Source organism: Paenarthrobacter sp. DKR-5, from assembly GCF_018531425.1.
Classification (GTDB): Bacteria; Actinomycetota; Actinomycetes; order Actinomycetales; family Micrococcaceae; genus DKR-5.
The window spans coordinates 575,560-590,950 of sequence record NZ_JAHBOI010000001.1; the positions used below are offsets into that span (position 1 = coordinate 575,560).

Annotated in this window: 15 protein-coding genes and 1 pseudogene; 10 read left to right on the plus strand and 6 right to left on the minus strand. The window is 68.1% G+C overall.

The features are described from left to right. Window positions 1-78: 78 nt before the first annotated feature. Both KIH31_RS02860 and KIH31_RS02865 read left to right on the plus strand, forming a co-directional pair. Window positions 79-1,002 carry a hypothetical protein gene (locus KIH31_RS02860; RefSeq protein ID WP_214425528.1) on the plus strand — a complete coding sequence of 308 codons (924 nt, stop codon included), beginning with the start codon at window positions 79-81 and terminating at the stop codon, window positions 1,000-1,002. Between the two features lie 334 nt (window positions 1,003-1,336). Continuing rightward, entirely contained in the window at window positions 1,337-1,630 is a 294-nt protein-coding gene (locus tag KIH31_RS02865) for a hypothetical protein (protein ID WP_214425529.1), read from the plus strand. A 25-nt stretch (window positions 1,631-1,655) separates the two neighbouring features. On the opposite strand, the gene KIH31_RS02870 is transcribed toward KIH31_RS02865, so the two are convergent. Continuing rightward, the gene (locus KIH31_RS02870) at window positions 1,656-1,877 is read right to left on the minus strand and encodes a hypothetical protein (protein WP_214425530.1); all 222 of its coding nucleotides are present in this window, start codon (window positions 1,875-1,877) and stop codon (window positions 1,656-1,658) included. Between the two features lie 106 nt (window positions 1,878-1,983). Here KIH31_RS02870 and KIH31_RS02875 point away from each other — a divergent pair, with 106 nt between their 5' ends. From KIH31_RS02875 to KIH31_RS02890, 4 genes are all read left to right on the plus strand, one after another. Next, window positions 1,984-2,790, plus strand: coding sequence for an IclR family transcriptional regulator (locus KIH31_RS02875; protein WP_214425531.1), 807 nt, complete (start codon window positions 1,984-1,986; stop codon window positions 2,788-2,790). Window positions 2,791-2,985: 195 nt separating this feature from the next. Further along, on the plus strand, window positions 2,986-4,032 hold the full coding sequence (locus KIH31_RS02880; RefSeq protein WP_214425668.1) for a zinc-binding dehydrogenase: 1,047 nt from the start codon (window positions 2,986-2,988) through the stop codon (window positions 4,030-4,032). Then, window positions 4,029-5,210, plus strand: a complete 1,182-nt coding sequence (gene rhmD, locus KIH31_RS02885; RefSeq protein ID WP_214425532.1) for an L-rhamnonate dehydratase — start codon at window positions 4,029-4,031, stop codon at window positions 5,208-5,210. Before KIH31_RS02880 ends, rhmD begins: the two co-directional genes overlap by 4 nt. Before the next feature lie 46 nt (window positions 5,211-5,256). Beyond that, a complete protein-coding gene (locus tag KIH31_RS02890; protein ID WP_214425533.1) occupies window positions 5,257-6,111 on the plus strand; it encodes a fumarylacetoacetate hydrolase family protein in 855 nt (284 codons plus the stop codon). Here the strand turns inward: KIH31_RS02890 and KIH31_RS02895 are convergent. From KIH31_RS02895 to KIH31_RS02905, 3 genes are all read right to left on the minus strand, one after another. After that, window positions 6,105-7,214, minus strand: a complete 1,110-nt coding sequence (locus KIH31_RS02895) for a serine hydrolase domain-containing protein (RefSeq protein WP_214425534.1) — start codon at window positions 7,212-7,214, stop codon at window positions 6,105-6,107. The genes KIH31_RS02890 and KIH31_RS02895 overlap by 7 nt on opposite strands. 50 nt (window positions 7,215-7,264) lie before the next feature. Continuing rightward, window positions 7,265-7,732, minus strand: coding sequence for an acyl-CoA thioesterase (locus tag KIH31_RS02900; protein WP_214425535.1), 468 nt, complete (start codon window positions 7,730-7,732; stop codon window positions 7,265-7,267). A gap of 63 nt (window positions 7,733-7,795) precedes the next feature. Continuing rightward, entirely contained in the window at window positions 7,796-9,352 is a 1,557-nt protein-coding gene (locus KIH31_RS02905; protein WP_214425536.1) for an alpha-amylase family protein, read from the minus strand. A gap of 205 nt (window positions 9,353-9,557) precedes the next feature. Between KIH31_RS02905 and KIH31_RS02910 the strand changes: the two genes are divergently transcribed. Beyond that, on the plus strand, window positions 9,558-9,953 hold the full coding sequence (locus KIH31_RS02910; protein WP_250545352.1) for a VOC family protein: 396 nt from the start codon (window positions 9,558-9,560) through the stop codon (window positions 9,951-9,953). A gap of 137 nt (window positions 9,954-10,090) precedes the next feature. On the opposite strand, the gene KIH31_RS02915 is transcribed toward KIH31_RS02910, so the two are convergent. After that, the gene (locus tag KIH31_RS02915) at window positions 10,091-10,444 is read right to left on the minus strand and encodes a TraR/DksA C4-type zinc finger protein (RefSeq protein ID WP_214425538.1); all 354 of its coding nucleotides are present in this window, start codon (window positions 10,442-10,444) and stop codon (window positions 10,091-10,093) included. A gap of 197 nt (window positions 10,445-10,641) precedes the next feature. Here KIH31_RS02915 and KIH31_RS02920 point away from each other — a divergent pair, with 197 nt between their 5' ends. Continuing rightward, entirely contained in the window at window positions 10,642-11,652 is a 1,011-nt protein-coding gene (locus KIH31_RS02920; RefSeq protein ID WP_214425539.1) for a CapA family protein, read from the plus strand. Here KIH31_RS02920 and KIH31_RS02925 read toward each other — a convergent pair whose 3' ends face one another. After that, on the minus strand, window positions 11,653-12,042 hold the full coding sequence (locus KIH31_RS02925; RefSeq protein ID WP_250545353.1) for a DUF5997 family protein: 390 nt from the start codon (window positions 12,040-12,042) through the stop codon (window positions 11,653-11,655). Between the two features lie 39 nt (window positions 12,043-12,081). On the opposite strand from KIH31_RS02925, the gene KIH31_RS02930 reads away from it, so the two are divergent. Together KIH31_RS02930 and ppsA are read left to right on the plus strand one after the other, a co-directional pair. Beyond that, window positions 12,082-12,768 (plus strand): LysR family substrate-binding domain-containing protein, encoded by a 687-nt coding sequence (locus tag KIH31_RS02930; protein ID WP_214425540.1) that lies wholly within the window; start codon window positions 12,082-12,084, stop codon window positions 12,766-12,768. Between the two features lie 157 nt (window positions 12,769-12,925). Then, window positions 12,926-15,363: pseudogene (gene ppsA, locus KIH31_RS02935) on the plus strand (phosphoenolpyruvate synthase). Window positions 15,364-15,391: the final 28 nt, after the last annotated feature.

Sequence of the window (15,391 nt, forward strand, 5' to 3'; positions counted from 1 at the left end):
CATTAACTTTGCTAAGTAAACTTTGAAGTAAGCTTACTTACGAACAATCAATGATTGCGACAATGAGGGAGACCCCCGATGAGCGAGAACCAGCACTCACCTCTTCACCGCGGCGAGGGGCCGGCGGACGGCGCCTCCCCCGCAGAGCCGGCGCCGACCGAAGCGATCCGCTCCGAGAACGTGCGCGAGGACGCGGCCCGCAGCGAGTCGCCGCGCACCGAGGCGCTGCGGCGCGACACCGCCGCCGAGCCGGGCAACGAAACCCGCGTGATCCGGCGCCAGGTACCCGCCGAGGGCGTCGGCGCGGAAAACGCCGCTGGCGGCGGCAGCACCATCCGCGGGGAACGGTCCGGGCGCGCCGCCGGAGCGCACAGCCCCGCCCCGTACGCCGGCGATGCGGCCCCGGTGCTCGACCGGGAGACCTTCAACGCCCGCGCGAAGGAGCGCTTCGGGGGCGTGAAGGCGGGGTCGGCGTTCTTTGGCTGGGTCACTGCCATGGGCATGGCTGTGCTTCTCACCGCCCTTGCGGCGGCGGCAGGGATGGCGGTCAGCCTTTCCACGAACACCTCGATCAACCAGGCTGCCACCGGGAGCAACGCCGGTTCGGTCGGCATCACGGGAGCGATCGTGCTCGCGGTCATTCTCTTTGTGGCCTACTACTGCGGCGGCTACGTCGCTGGCCGGATGGCCCGGTTCAACGGCCTCCGCCAGGGCCTCGCAGTCTGGCTGTGGGCCTTGGTGGTAGCCGTGCTGGTCGCCATTCTTGGGGCCTCGCTCGGCAGCCGGTTCAACGTACTCGCCAACCTGAATTCCTTCCCGCGCATCCCGGTGAACGAAGGTGATGTCACCACCGTCGGCATCGTCGCCATCGTCATTGCCGCCGTCGTCGCGCTTGTCGGCGCCATTCTTGGCGGCCTGGCCGGGATGCGCTTCCACCGCCGGGCGGACCGCGCCGGCTTCGAAGACCGCTACGACGAGGACGGATACGAGGAACGGGCCTAACCCCTCCCGACGTCCTCAGCGTCATTCCAGCCGAAGAGGGCTGCCGTTCCCGCCGGAACGGCAGCCCTCTCTTCGCATGCAGCCCTGGTGCCGCCGGCGTGACGGTTCCGAGACCACGGTCACGGAATCATTCCAATGACGTGGCTCGCCGCGTCACATGACCCTGCCGGCGCCGGACACCCGTAATCTGCTGGAACAACTGGTAGTCGATCAACGGCGATTCCGCCGCGGAAGGACAGACCTATGGCGACGGCGTTCTAATCCCACCGACCCGGGCGGGTTGCGGCAGGACGCTGCGGACCGCCAAGCTTCCCTGAGTCCCTGAGGGAGATCCATGTTGTCATCATTCAATCCCGCCAACGAGACGCTCGTGTTCCTGGGAACCCTTGCCATCGCTGCGGTCCTGTTCGCATTCATTGCCACCGCCTTCCTCGGCGCCCTCGGCATCCTGGGCATCGCGAGGCTGCTGGTCTTCGGGGTGGGTTCGTTGCTGCGCAGTGCGCCGCGCGCGGCCCGGAAGGTTCCCGGCGTGCTTCACCTGAACCGCCGCCGGGGCGGCACCACGGCCGACGTCCTGCCTGAGTTTGATGCCCTCCCGGATCCCGGAGCGGTCCGCAGGACCGCCTAGCCGCGGCGGCTGATCGGGCGCAGGGTCAGCGCCGCCGCCGCAGCAGCCCCGCAATCAGGAGGCCCAGGCCCGCCAACAAGGCCAGGAGGGTGTACAGCGTGTGCGTACCGCCGATCAGGCCCATCACGATGATGAACACGAAGACGACAGCCAGGATGACAAGGCCCGCGAGCATCAGGCCCTTACCCCGCCGCGGCGGCGGGGGCAGGGGCGGAAGCCACGGGGGTACCTTGTCGGTCCAACTCACCGGGTTATTCTAAGCCTGGCCGCCGGGGCTGGCCCGTGGGCATGCCGGCTGACGGCCGTCTCCCCCAGGGGCAAGCGTAGGATTCCGCACGATATGAGGAGCGTCCATGAGTGTGCAAACCGAGCGCCAAAAGGTGAAATCCGCCGATCGCGCCCTTGCGGTAGTTGAGTTCGTTGCCGCAAAGGGATCAGTCAGCTTCACCGAAATTCTGGACGGTCTCGCGCTGCCCCGCTCCAGTGCCCACGGCCTGCTCAGTACGCTGTGCACGGCCGGCTGGCTCGATCACAATGCCGCCAGCAAACAGTATTCCCTGGGCCTGCGCGCCTGGCAGGTGGGGCAAATGTATACCGGCCATGAGGATCTGGCGAACGTCGCCAAGCCGGTAATGGATCGGCTGTCCCGGTCACTGGGCGAAACGGTGCAGCTGGCCCGTCTGGACGGAGTGGAGAACGTCTACATCGCCATCAGCCACTCCGGCGGCATGCGCCTGGGCTCCTCCGTGGGGATGCGCCTGCTCGCCCATGCGACCGGGATCGGAAAAGCACTGCTCAGCACCCTCGAGCCAGGGGAAGCTGCCCGGCGACTCAACTCCGTCGCCTTGCCCCGGTTGACGGACAAGACGGTCACGGACGTTGCGAAGCTGTCCGAGCTCGTGGCCGCGGCCAAGACCCGCGGGTACGCCCTCGACGACGAGGAATACCTCGACGGCTGCCGCTGCGTCGCCGTGCCTCTGACCACCGAGGCCGGCGGCGGTATGGCGACTGCACTGTCGGTGACAATGCCCAGCGCCCGCACGGGGGCCGGATGGCCGGGAAATATCGTCCGGCCGCTCGCCGCTGCCGCCCAGGAGATCAGGGCGGTCCTCGGGGTGCGAGAACCGGGAATTGTCCTCCCGTCCGAGGTCCGCAGCTAGAAGCGGGCCAGCCTTTGCGCGCCTTGCCACGCGCGCGGGACAGATGCCATACTCCTCTTGTTCGCGTGCGTGAACTCCGAATTCACACTTATGAACTCGATGGGGAGTTATTGTGTTCCATTCAGCGCCAACGGCCTCCAGCGAAGGGCTTCTACCCGCCACCGCAGAAGAGGCAGAAGAGAAGGTACATCCGTGATGCAGGCCCTAGAACTGAAGGATTTCGGCCAGTTGGCGGTCGTGGACCGGAAGAACCCGACCGCCGGGCCGGGCCAAGTGCTCATCGATGTGGTGGCGACCGGCATCTGCGGCTCCGATATCCACGGTTACACCGGTGAAAACGGCCGACGGCACCCCGGGCAGGTGATGGGCCACGAATCGGTCGGGCGCATCGCGGCCCTCGGCCCCGGAACGGAAAACGGCGGCCTGGTGCTGGGCCAGCCGGTCACTTTCAACCCGCTGATCAGCTGCACCAAGTGCGAAGCGTGCCGCGCCGGACAGCAGCAGCACTGCCCGGAAAGAACCGTCATCGGAGTGGACCCGTCCATCGTGTCGGCCTTCGCTCAACAGCTGGCCGTCCCCGCAGCCAACGTGGTCCCGCTCTCACCCGGGACCCCGATCGTCTACGGCGCGCTGATTGAGCCCCTCGCCGTCGCGTTCCACGCCGTGCGCAGGGCAAGAGTACACACCGGACAAAAAGTCCTTGTCATCGGCGGCGGCCCCATTGGCCAGTCGGTTATCCTCGCTGCCCTCCAGGAAGGGGCTGCACAGGTCCTCGTCTCGGAAATGGACCCCGAACGCCGCGCTCTTTGCGCACTGCTGGGAGCCACTCCCCTTGACCCGTCCACAGCTCCGTTGGAGGAGCAGGTCAGAGCGGCCTTCGGGTCCCTGGCCGACACCACCGTGGACGCCGTCGGAATCAAGCCCACGATTGCCTGCGCATTGGCTGCCACGAGATTCGGCGGCGTCGTGTCCCTTGTCGGGATGGGGTCACCGGAACTGGTGATCAACGCGTACCGTGTCTCAACCGAGGAACGCGAGATCGTGGGCAGCTTCTGCTACACCAACCAGGACTTCCGGGATGCTGCCGCGTGGGTCGATCAGGGTTCCCCGGTGCTTGCCGAACTCATCACCCGCGAGGTCTCGATGGAGGACGCCAACGCTGCGTTCGCCGGGCTTGCGGCGGCTGACGGTACGCCCGGAAAAGTACTTGTCCGACTCGACTCCTCAAGGAACAGCCAGTGAGCATCGAAAACCGCATCAGCCAGGTCCGTGCCTACACACTTCGCGGCGGGGGCGCCGACTACCACGACCAAGACGCCGGTCACTGGATCGATGACCACATCGCCACTCCCATGTCTGTCTACCCGGATTTTCGGCAGTCGCGCCAAAGTTTCGGCCTGAACGTCCTCGGCACGCTGGTGGTCGAGATCGAGGCCGACGACGGCACAGTGGGCTTCGCCGTCACCACCGCCGGCGAGCTGGGCGCGTTCATTGTCGAAAAACACCTCGCCCGGTTCATCGAAGGCGCTCGGGTCACGGACATCGAAAAGATCTGGGACCAGATGTACAAGTCCACCCTCTTCTACGGCCGTAAAGGCGTAGTGCTCAATGCCATCAGCGCTGTGGACCTGGCTCTCTACGACCTGCTCGGCAAAATCCGGCAGGAACCCGTCTATGCCCTCTTGGGGGGTCCGGTGCGGGACGAACTGACCATGTACGCCACGGGTGCCCGGCCCGACATCGCGAAGGACCTCGGGTTCATCGGCGGAAAAATGCCCCTGCACCACGGACCCGCCGAAGGCGAAGAAGGCCTCCGCAAGAACCTGGACATGATCCGGGACATGCGGGAGAAAGTCGGCGATGATTTCTGGCTCATGCTCGACTGCTGGATGTCCCTGGACCTCGAGTACGCCACCCGGCTGGCCCACGGCGCCGCGGACTACAACCTCAAATGGATCGAGGAAGCGCTTCCCCCGGACGACTACTGGGGGTACGCCAAGCTCAAGAAGCAGGTCCCGCCCAAGATGCTGGTGAGCACCGGCGAACACGAAGCAACCCGGTGGGGTTTCAAGCTGTTGCTCGACATGGACTGCGCAGACATCCTCCAGCCCGACGTCGGATGGTGCGGAGGGATCACCGAACTCACCAAGATCTCCGCCATGGCAGACGCCAACGGAGCGCTCGTCGTTCCCCACGGATCCTCGGTGTACTCCTACCACTTCGTCATCACCCGGACGAACAGCCCCTTCGCCGAGTTCCTCATGATGCACCCCGCTGCTGAGGAGGTTGTGCCCATGTTCTCGCCCATGCTGCTGGGCGAACCGGTCCCCGTGAACGGCAAACTCAAGCTTCCCGATACGCCCGGCTTCGGCGTCGAGCTTAACCCGGAGCTGCCCAAGCACCGTCCCTACTCACACTGACGATTCGCCACCGCGCACAGATCAAATCCAGAAGGAACCCTCACACATGGAACTCATGCGTCTCGGCGAGGCCGGCAAGGAAATTCCGGTCGCCACAGCAGACGGCAAATTCTTCGACCTCCGGCCCGTCACGGCCGACATCGATGGCGGTTTCCTCGCCCGCGGAGGCATCGCCCAGGCCCGTGCCGCGCTCGCCGCGGGGCTGCCCGAGCTCCACGGCGCAGAACAGCTGCGCGTCGGAGCGCCGGTCGCCAAGCCCGGAGCCGTGCTCTGCATCGGACAAAACTACGCTGCACATGCAGCGGAATCAGGTGACGTTCCCCCGTCGACGCCAATTCTCTTCTTCAAACACCCGAACACCGTCGTCGGACCATATGACAAGGTGGTCATCCCGCCGAATGCGGACAAGGTCGACTGGGAAGTCGAGCTGGCTGTGGTCATCGGGAAGCGGGCCTCCTACCTTTCGTCGCCGGAAGAGGCCCTGGACTACGTGGCCGGCTACGCCGCAAGCAACGATGTGTCCGAGCGCGCCTTCCAAGTGGAGCACTCGGGTGGCCAGTGGTCCAAAGGGAAATCCTGCGAGACCTTCAACCCCCTAGGTCCCGCGCTGGTGCCCGCCGAGGAAGTCGGCGACCCCCAACAGTTGCGCCTGCGGTCAGCCGTCAACGGCGAAGTCCGGCAGGACTCCAGCACGTCGGACATGATCTTCAGCGTCGCCCACATCGTCTGGCACCTCTCCCAGTACCTGGTGCTCGACCCGGGCGACATCATCAACACGGGCACACCTCAGGGTGTGGCGCTTTCCGGAAGGTTCCCCTACCTGAAACACGGAGACCGAATGGAGATCTCGATAGAGAAGCTTGGCCACCAGGAACAGGAACTGGTGGGGGCCGGTCAGTAGTTGGCCAGCACGGCACGGCGGACCGCGGCGGTCAGCGCATGGCTGCGGGCTGCCCCGTCCTCGACCCGCTGCGGGACATAGCCGAATCCGATCCCGTACACCGGGTCCGCCAGCCCGAGCGAGCCGTTGGCGCCGTCGTGCCCGAAGGCGCGGTAGCTGCCAAACGGTTTGCGCTCGATCGGCCGCATGAAGACGACCCCGAAGGCGCCGGTCAGGCCGGAGGCGCGGTCCAGGCCGTAGACCTGTTCCTCGGACATCCGGGCTACCGTGTCCTCGGTGAGCAGCGGGGACGAGCCTTCCACTCCGGTGACCGCCGCGGCGTACAGCCGGGCCAGTCCCCCGGCGTTGCCCACTCCCCCGGCGGCCGCCATGCCCGCGGCGCGCACCTCGCGGATGTTGGGCAGGTCAAGGATGGACCCGTGGCCGGCGTTGACGGCCAGGCCTGCCAGGCTCGAAGGGTCCAGCCATGGCTCGGCCGGATCCGCGGACCAGAGGACGTCCCGGTAGCGCGGCTCCAGCGCCTCGGGCAGCCCCAGATAGAAGTCCGCCCCGAGCGGTGCGCGCAGCCGCTCTTCGTAGACCTGCTGCAGTGTGCAGCCGGTGATCCGGCGGCACAGTTCCTCCATGAACACGCCGATGGTCAGCGCGTGGTAGCTGAAGGCGCGCCCCGGCTGCCAGCTCGGGCGCGCCAGGGCCAGGCGTGCGGCGGCCAGCTCGGAACGGTGGTACTCCTCCGTGCTGAACCCGCCCTCGACGCCCAGCAGGCCGGCCTGGTGCGAGAGCAGCTGGCGGACGGTGACGGCTTCCTTGCCGGCCGCTCCGAACTCGGGCCAGTACCGGATGACCGGCGCGTCGAGGTCGAGGAGCCCGTCCTGCACCAGCAGGGCCAGGACGAGGGCGCTGACCCCCTTGGAACAGGAATAGAGGCCGGTGAGCGAGTCCGCGGCCATGTCGGGACCCCCGACGACGTCGACCACCTTGGTGCCGCGGTGGTAGACCGCCAGCTGGGCGGAGTAGTCGGGGTCCTCCGCCAGGAACCTGTCGAACAGCTCGACGACGGACTCGAAGCCGGGCGCCACGGCACCGCTGGAAAGTGAGGTCATGCCTGGCACTCTACCCAATCCCCCTTAACCCGCATCCGGCCCCGGCCTGGTCAGCCCCGGTCGGGGGTCGGATGCGGGCGGACGTGCGTCGTCGGGATCCGGTCGCGCACATAGGTGGTCTCGGTGTAGCCGTGCGGCAGCGGGTTGCCGTCCTGGTCCAGGTTGACGAACACGATCTTGTCGATGGTCAGGATGCTCTTGCGGGTGATCATGTTGCGCACCTCGGCCCGCATGGTCAGCGAGGTCCGGCCGAAGTGCACCGCACGCAGGCCCATTTCGATCAGGTCCCCCTGCTCCGCTGAACTGACGAAATTGATCTCCGAAATGTACTTCGTCACCACGTAGCCGTTCCCGAGCTGCAGGATGGCGTAGATGGCCGCTTCTTCGTCGATCCAGCGGAGCAGGCTGCCGCCGAACAGGGTGCCGTTGGCATTCAGGTCCTCCGGACGCACCCATTTGCGGGTGTGGAAATTGATGTCCGTCGTGCCGCTGGCCGTACTGTCGTCAGCAATGGTCATGGGGGCCTCCCGCGGGTGCTCAGGCTTTTGGCGTCGTCTCCGCCAGCCTAGCCCCGGTGCCGGTTACTGCCGAGTCAGCCGGGTGCCGGCGTCGAACGCCACGGCATCCTTGGCCGGCACCGTGACGGTCGCCGTGCCGTGGGCGTCCACCCGCACGCCCGGTCCCGAGCAGCGGCCGCGCAGGTCGGCACCGTGAATGATGTCGCAGTACGTGCCCGGAGCCATGCCGGTGGCGAACGTCCTCGTCTGCGCCTGGGCGCCGTTGTTGAGGGCGATCCATGCCTTGTTGCCCCGGCTGAACGAGACCAGGTTCGCGCCGTCGTCGAACCAGTTGGCGAGCTTCGCGTCCCCGGCGGCGTTGTGCCAGGCCACCATCCGGGCGACCGACGGAATGCGGTCCGTGCAGACCCAGGTGGTAGCGCAGTTCGTGTCGGTCACGTACCCGTTGGCGTCCGACGGCGGGGAATCGTCGCCGCCGGCGAACCGGAAGCCCGCGTACACCTGGGGCGTGCCGTGGCCGCGGGCGAGCATGAATTCGGCGGCCAGGGTGTTGGTCGCGCCGTCCTTGTAGCTGAGCGTGGAGCCGTTCCGCTCGGTGTCATGGTTCTGCGCGAAAACGAGTTCCTTGCTACCGGGTAGCAGCTGCGAGTCCATTGTCTTCAGCTGCGCGATGTTGCCGTCGAAGGCGCTCTTGAGCTGGTCGGCGTAGTCAAAGCCGAGCAGGCTCCCCTGCCCTTCGAAGGCTTCCGGGGCCAAGGGGCCTGTGCCGCCGGGCATCACCTCCAGCGCCACGTAGGGGGCTTCGCCGTCGACCGTCCTGTGCAGTTTCGCCTCGATGGCGGCCAGGTCCGTCTGGCCGATGTGCTTGGCGGCGTCGACCCGGAAACCCGAGACGCCGTAGCCCAGCAGCTTGTTCAGATAGCCGGCGAGGGTGCTGCGGACCTTGTCGGACTCGGTGCGCAGGTCGGCCAGTCCGACCAGCTCGCAGTGGGTGACCTCGAGGTAGCTGTTCCAGTCGCTGATGCCGCCGTCGGGCCGAGGGCAGTCCGCCGGGTAGTGGTGGAAGTCCGCGTCGCTGTACAGGCCGGGGTAGTCGTACTTGGAGTAGCTGACCCCGCCGTAGGACAGGTCTCCCTGCCCGGTGGTGTGGTTGATCACCGTGTCCACGTAGACCTTCACGCCCGCCGCCCGGCAGGTTGCCACCATCTGGCGGAACTGCGCCTCGTTGCCCATCCGGCTGGTGAGGTTGTAGTCCACCGCCTGGTAGACCTCCCACCAGGGGTGGCCGTCGCGGGTGAGCGAGTCCTGCGGAGGGGCAACCTGCACGCCGCCGTACCCGGCGGGGCCGAGCACGGTGGTGCACTCGTTGGCGACGGATTTCCAGTTCCATTCGAAGAGGTTGGCCATCACGTCCTTGCGGTGCTGCGCCGAACTCGTGTCGGCAGCGGCATGGAGCGGCGGCGCGGATGGTGCGGGCCCCGGTTCCCGGGCCGCGGCGGCCGGGGGCGAGCCGAGGAAGGGCAGGGCCGCGCAGACCGCGGCGAGGGTTCCCAGCGCGCGCAGCCTTTCACGGGCACGCCGGGCAGAGGACCGCGGGGCGGAGGACCGCGAGGTGGACATAGGGGTGGTGTTCCGGAGCATCATAGTGAGACCTATCTGGCCCGCCGCATTGCGGGCCGATACTTGCTGGACGGCTTCCGCTCTCCTTCTTAGTGATGCTGATCACCTTGTGTCAATGGATGTGTCAATTGGATGGCGGGGCCGCCGGGACCGGTTGGCCGAATCGCGGCAACCGGTTTTTGGGAGCGGAATGCCAGGAGGCACCTTGATCAAGATCGCAGTGACCAGCGTTTACGTGGACGACCAGGAAAAGGCCCACCGGTTCTACACGGACATTCTGGGCTTCGAAACCCGGCAGAACATTCCGCTCGGTGCCGCCAGCTGGCTCACGGTGGGGGCGGCAGGCGGGCACGACGACGTCGAGCTGCTGCTCGAGCCGGGCGACAGCCCGATCGCGCAGGGCTACCGGCAATCGCTGCACGCCGCGGGCATCCCGGCCATCGTGCTCTCGGTCGACGATCTGCGCGCCGAGTTCGAGCGGCTGACGTCGCTGGGCGTGAAGTTCACCCAGGAGCCGGTGGAGGACGGCCCGGTGATCTCCGCGATCCTGGACGACACGGTGGGGAACCTGATTTCCCTCATGCAGCCCGTCACCCGGTAGGCGGCATCAGTCCGCGCCGTCTCCCTCGGCGAGAGGGCACTTACGGCGGGCTCCGGGCGGAAAAGGCCGCCACGAGTGGCCGTTCGCGGGGAGGGAAGGAACTCGGGACGGAACCAGCGGACGAGCCTAGGCCGTGCCTACGCCCTGCCGCGGGCGTGCTCGATGCAGTACGGCGTCCAGGGCCGCGCCTCGAGGCGCCCCTCGGCAATGGGGCCGCCGCAGACCGCGCACACGCCGTAGCTGCCGTCCTCGATCCGGGCGAGCGCCGCGTCGATTTCCTCAAGCCGGGATGCGCTGCCCTTGGCCAGCGTGGTTGCCTGCGAGAGCTCGAACGCAATGGTGGACCCTTCCGGGTCATGCTCGTCGTCGACGTTCGAGTCGCGCCGGGCTTCGCTCACCGAGGCGATGGCGCCGCGCTGGCCGGCGATCAGCGCGAGCGTCTCACCGCGCACCGCCAGCAGCAGCGCACGGAAGCGGTCGACGTCGGGCATGGCCCCACGCTAGCGCACCCGGGCTCCCCACCCAGTGCGACAGGGCTCCTCTCCTCAGCGCGAGCGGCCAGTTGTGGCGGCTTCGGGCGCCGGAAGACCGCCGTTGGTGCCCGTTCGGCGGGGTTGAAGGCCCGGACCAAGTCCCCTTGCCGGCGACGCCGGGGCCGGAGCAGCATGGTCCCGCGAAGGAGCGGACAGTGAAGATAGTCCTGATCGGTGACGTCATGCTCGGCCGGCTCGTCAATGAGCAGCTGCGGAGCGCCGACGCCGCCTTCCCATGGGGTGACACGCTCGAGCTGCTCCGCGGTGCGGACCTGTGCGTCGCCAATCTTGAGTGCGTCCTCGCCGACGACGGCGCGCCCTGGCCGCACAAGGTGTTCCACTTCCGCTCCGACAGCAGGAACGTCGCCTGCCTTGAAGCCGCCGGGATCGACGTCGTCACCCTGGCCAACAACCACGTGCTGGACTTCGGCAGGCAGGCCCTGCGGGAGATGCTCCCGCTGCTGGACGCGCACGGCATCCTGCACACCGGAGCCGGCATGGACCGTCCGGCCGCGCGCCGCGCAGCCTTCTTTGCCCCGGCGGCGGGCAGCGGGGGCAAAGGACCAGTCGCCGTGCTGGCGTTCACCGACAACGAGCCGGGCTGGGAGGCGACCGCCGGCGCGGCCGGCGTGCACCACGTGCCGGTGGAGCCGGCGGACCCCCGCGCCGCCGCGCTCTTCGACCTAGTCCGGCAGACGGCGGCGGCGGAGGGGCGCCTGCTCATCGTCTCCGCGCATTGGGGGCCCAACTGGGGCTCGGAGGTTCCGCCCGTGCACCGGGAATTCGCCCGGGCGCTGGTCGATGCGGGCGCCGACGTCGTCTTCGGCCACTCGGCGCACATCTTCCGCGGCGTCGAGGTGTACCGCGGCCGGCCGTTGATCTTCAGCGCGGGCGACTTTGTGGATGATTACGCCGTCGACCCGTACGAACGCAACGACGAGTCCTTCATCTTCGAGCTGGAAGTCCACGGCGGCGTCCCGCAGCTGCTGCGGCTGCACCCGACGGTGATCGAGGACTTCCATGCGGCGCTGGCAGGCCCCCGCGCAGCGCGCATCGGCGGCCGCATGCAGCGGCTCAGCGCCGAGCTCGGGACGCCGTGCCGCTGGCTGGAAGAGGAGTCGGTGCTGGAGGTCAGGCTCGCCGGCACCGGGCCCCCGGCGCGCTAGTCAGCGCTGGGCAGACTCCTGTGCGTCCTGTTCCTTGACGCGCCTGGCCTCTTCGCGGACCTTCGCCTGGGTGGCCCGTTCCGCCGTAAGCCACTCGGGCCGTTCCTCGAGCAGCCGGTCAATCTCCGCCGTCGTCAGCGCGTCGGTGATGCCGCCGCGTGCCAGGCCGGAGTTGGAGATGTTGAGCTTGTGCGCAATCACCGGCCGCGGGTGCGGCCCGTCGCGGCGCAACTCCAGCAGCCATTCCGGCGGGTTGGCCTGAAGCTCATTGAATTCCTCACGGGTGATTTCCCTTTCCCGGAAGGCCGTAGGCGTCGCGGGCAGGTAAATGCCCAGCTTCTTCGCAGCCGTCTCGGGCTTCATCGTTTGGGGTTTCTTCGCGGAACTCATGCCCCAAGCGTAGCCGGGCGGGTGGGTTAGGGTGAGTGCATGGACGCCGGGACCGGCCCGGAAGGGCAGCTGAAAGTCGCGTTCGTCGCCGGCGTCACCCCGGGCAAGTGGTTTCGGCGGTGGGAAGAACGCCAACCGGGCATCCCGCTCTCCTCCTTCGAGTGCGACGCCGCCGCCCAGGTCCAGGTGCTGCGCGACGGCCGCGCGGACGTGGGGTTCGTCCGGCTCCCGGTTGACCGCGAGGGCCTGAGCGTCATCCCGCTCTACGAGGAGCAACCGGTCGCGGTGGCATCGCGGGACCATGAACTCAAGGTCTTCGACGAGGTCTCGCTGGCGGATCTGTCGGAAGAGAACCTCTTGGACGACGGCGGGGACGTGGCGGCCGCACTGGACCTGGTGGCCGCGGGTGTGGGCCTGCTCATCCTGCCGATGGCCGTGGCCCGGCACCACAACCGCAAGGACGTGCTCTACCGGCCGGTCACCGGGGCGGAGCCGACACGGGTCGCCGTCGCCTGGCTCAGCGACCGCACCAACGAGCTGATCGAGGAATTCATCGGGATCGTCCGCGGTCGGACGGCGAACAGTTCCCGGCAGCCCTCGGCCCAGGAGGCGAAGCCAAAGACGGCGAAGAAGCCCCGTCCGGCCGCCCAGCAGGGCCGGCCCCGCAAGCCGGCAGGCAAACAGCAGGGCAAGCAAGCCGGCAGGAAGCCCGGCCGCCGCCGCTGAGCCGGCCGCCGAGCCCGCCCGGCCGCCGCCGCCGCCGAGCCTGCCCCGCAGCCCGCGGCGGGACCTTCGGCCATAGTTCCACCGGGAAGCCGGACGCTAGCATGGCGGCGGACCGTGGCGGCACGCCGCCGCTGCGCTCGGCGGAGAGGCGGGGACCATGGACCAGCGGCACGTGGTGTGGTTTGAAGACATCGGCATGCAGGACGTGCCCCAGGTGGGCGGCAAGAACGCCTCCCTGGGCGAGATGGTCCGCACGCTCCGCGCCGAAGGAGTCCGCGTGCCCGACGGGTTCGCCACGACGGCGGCCGCCTACCGGTCCTTCCTCGCCGCCAACGGCATCGAGGAGGCCATCCGGGCCAAGGTCGAGCAGTACCAGGCCGGGGACGAATCGCTGCGCTCCGCCGGGGAGGCGCTGCGCGAACTGTTCCTGGACAGCGAATTCCCTGACGAGCTGGCGGAGGCCATCCGGGCCGCCTACCGGGCCCTCGGCGAGCGCGAAGGCCGCAGCAACGTGGCGGTGGCCGTGCGCAGCAGCGCCACGGCGGAGGATCTGCCGGACGCGAGCTTCGCGGGCCAGCAGGAAACGTTCCTGAACATCACGGGTGAGCGCGACCTGCTGGATGCCTGCCGGCGCTGCTACGCCTCGCTGTTCACGGACCGCGCGATCAGCTACCGGGAGGTCAAGAACTTCGACCATCTGGACGTGGCGCTCTCGATCGGCATCCAGCGCATGGTCCGCTCCGACGTCGGCGGATCCGGGGTGATGTTCTCCATCGACACCGAGACGGGCTTCCCGGGTTCGGTGGTGATCAGCGCCGCGTGGGGGCTGGGCGAGACAGTCGTCCAGGGCACGGTCAACCCGGACAAGTACCAGGTCTTCAAGCCGCTGCTGGACTCCCCCGGCTGCTCGCCCATCATCGAAAAGAGCCTCGGTGAGAAGGCCCGGAAGATGGTCTACAGCCAGGGGGGCAGCGCGCGCACCCGGATGGTGGACGCCTCCGTTGCCGAGCGGCAGTCCTTCGTGCTCGACGACGCCGACATCCTCCGGCTGGCGCGCTGGGCGGCGCTGGTGGAGCGGCACTACGGCCGGCCGATGGACATGGAGTGGGCCAAGGACGGCGAAACCGGCGAGCTGTTCATGGTGCAGGCACGTCCGGAAACCGTCCAGGCCCGCAAGAGCGCGAGCCGTTTCACTGTCCACCGGCTTATCGGCAGCGGGCCGCTGCTGGCCACCGGCGCCGCCATCGGGGACTCGATTGCCTCCGGGCCTGCCTGCGTGATCCGCGACCCGGCGGACATCGCCGGTTTCCGGCCCGGTTCCATCCTGGTCACGGAGATGACCGACCCGGACTGGGTGCCGGTGATGAAGCTCGCCGCCGGCATCGTGACCGACCATGGCGGCCCCACCAGCCACGCCGCAATCGTCAGCCGTGAACTCGGCGTGCCCGCCGTCGTCGGCACCGGAAATGCGACGGCGGTGATCGCCGACGGCGGTGCCATCACGCTCTCCTGCGCGGAAGGCGACCTCGGCCACGTCTACGAGGGCGAACTCCCCCACGAAACCGAGGAGATCGACCTCGGCGAACTGCCGCACACGCGCACCGCCGTGATGGTGAACATTGCCAGCCCCGCCGCCGCCTTCCAGTGGTGGAGGCTGCCGGCGGACGGCGTCGGCCTGGCCCGGATGGAGTTCATCATCAACAACCTGATCAAAATCCATCCCATGGCGCTGGTCCACCCCGAACGGGTGACGGACGACGGCGCCCGCCGGCAGATCGCCGACCTCACCAGGGGGTACGCGGACCCGCAGGAGTACTTCGTGGACACGCTCGCGCTCGGCATCGCCAAGCTCACCGCCCCTACCATCCGCACCCGGTGATAGTGCGGCTGAGCGATTTCAAGACCAACGAATACGCACACCTGGTGGGCGGGAGCGCCTTCGAGCAGGCCGAGGAGAACCCGATGCTCGGCTTCCGCGGCGCCTCGCGCTACTACGATCCGCGGTACCGGGAAGGTTTCGCCCTTGAGTGCCGGGCGCTTAAGCGGGTGCGCGAGGACATCGGGTTCGGCAACGTGATCGTCATGGTCCCGTTCTGCCGCACCCCGGCGGAGGCGGACAAGGTGCTGGAGGTGATGGCCGAGAACGGGCTGGTGCGCGGCGAGAACGGCCTGCAGGTCTACATGATGTGCGAGATCCCGGCCAACGTGGTGCTCGCCGAGCAGTTCGCGCGGCGCTTCGACGGGTTCTCCATCGGCTCCAACGACCTGACCCAGCTGGTGCTCGGCGTGGACCGCGACGCGGGGGATCTGGCCGGGCTGTTCGACGAACGCGACGAGGCCGTGAAGCGGATGATCCGCGACGCGATCCGCAAGGCGCACGCTGCCGGCATCAAGATCGGCATCTGCGGTCAGGCCCCCAGCAACTACCCGGACTTCGCGGCCTTCCTCGTCGAGGAGGGCATCGACTCGATCTCGCTCAACCCCGACACCTTCCTCAGGACGCTCCGGAGGATTTCCGAGGCGGAGCAGCAGACCGACGCCCGGGTGGCACAGGAAGCAGCGGAGGTTGCCCCCGCCAGCGTGACGTCGCTTTAGCGTTGCCCCACCGAGGGGCCCCCGGAGC

Excerpts from the sequence above, each read along its gene's own strand:
- KIH31_RS02860 (WP_214425528.1), top strand. The coding sequence starts at position 79 with ATGAGCGAGAACCAGCACTCACCTCTTCACCGCGGCGAGGGGCCGGCG.
- KIH31_RS02865 (WP_214425529.1), top strand. The coding sequence starts at position 1,337 with ATGTTGTCATCATTCAATCCCGCCAACGAGACGCTCGTGTTCCTGGGA.
- KIH31_RS02875 (WP_214425531.1), top strand. The coding sequence starts at position 1,984 with ATGAGTGTGCAAACCGAGCGCCAAAAGGTGAAATCCGCCGATCGCGCC.
- KIH31_RS02880 (WP_214425668.1), top strand. The coding sequence starts at position 2,986 with ATGCAGGCCCTAGAACTGAAGGATTTCGGCCAGTTGGCGGTCGTGGAC.
- KIH31_RS02890 (WP_214425533.1), top strand. The coding sequence starts at position 5,257 with ATGGAACTCATGCGTCTCGGCGAGGCCGGCAAGGAAATTCCGGTCGCC.
- KIH31_RS02895 (WP_214425534.1), bottom strand. The coding sequence starts at position 7,214 with ATGACCTCACTTTCCAGCGGTGCCGTGGCGCCCGGCTTCGAGTCCGTC.
- KIH31_RS02900 (WP_214425535.1), bottom strand. The coding sequence starts at position 7,732 with ATGACCATTGCTGACGACAGTACGGCCAGCGGCACGACGGACATCAAT.
- KIH31_RS02905 (WP_214425536.1), bottom strand. The coding sequence starts at position 9,352 with ATGTCCACCTCGCGGTCCTCCGCCCCGCGGTCCTCTGCCCGGCGTGCC.
- KIH31_RS02915 (WP_214425538.1), bottom strand. The coding sequence starts at position 10,444 with ATGCCCGACGTCGACCGCTTCCGTGCGCTGCTGCTGGCGGTGCGCGGT.
- KIH31_RS02925 (WP_250545353.1), bottom strand. The coding sequence starts at position 12,042 with ATGAGTTCCGCGAAGAAACCCCAAACGATGAAGCCCGAGACGGCTGCG.
- KIH31_RS02930 (WP_214425540.1), top strand. The coding sequence starts at position 12,082 with ATGGACGCCGGGACCGGCCCGGAAGGGCAGCTGAAAGTCGCGTTCGTC.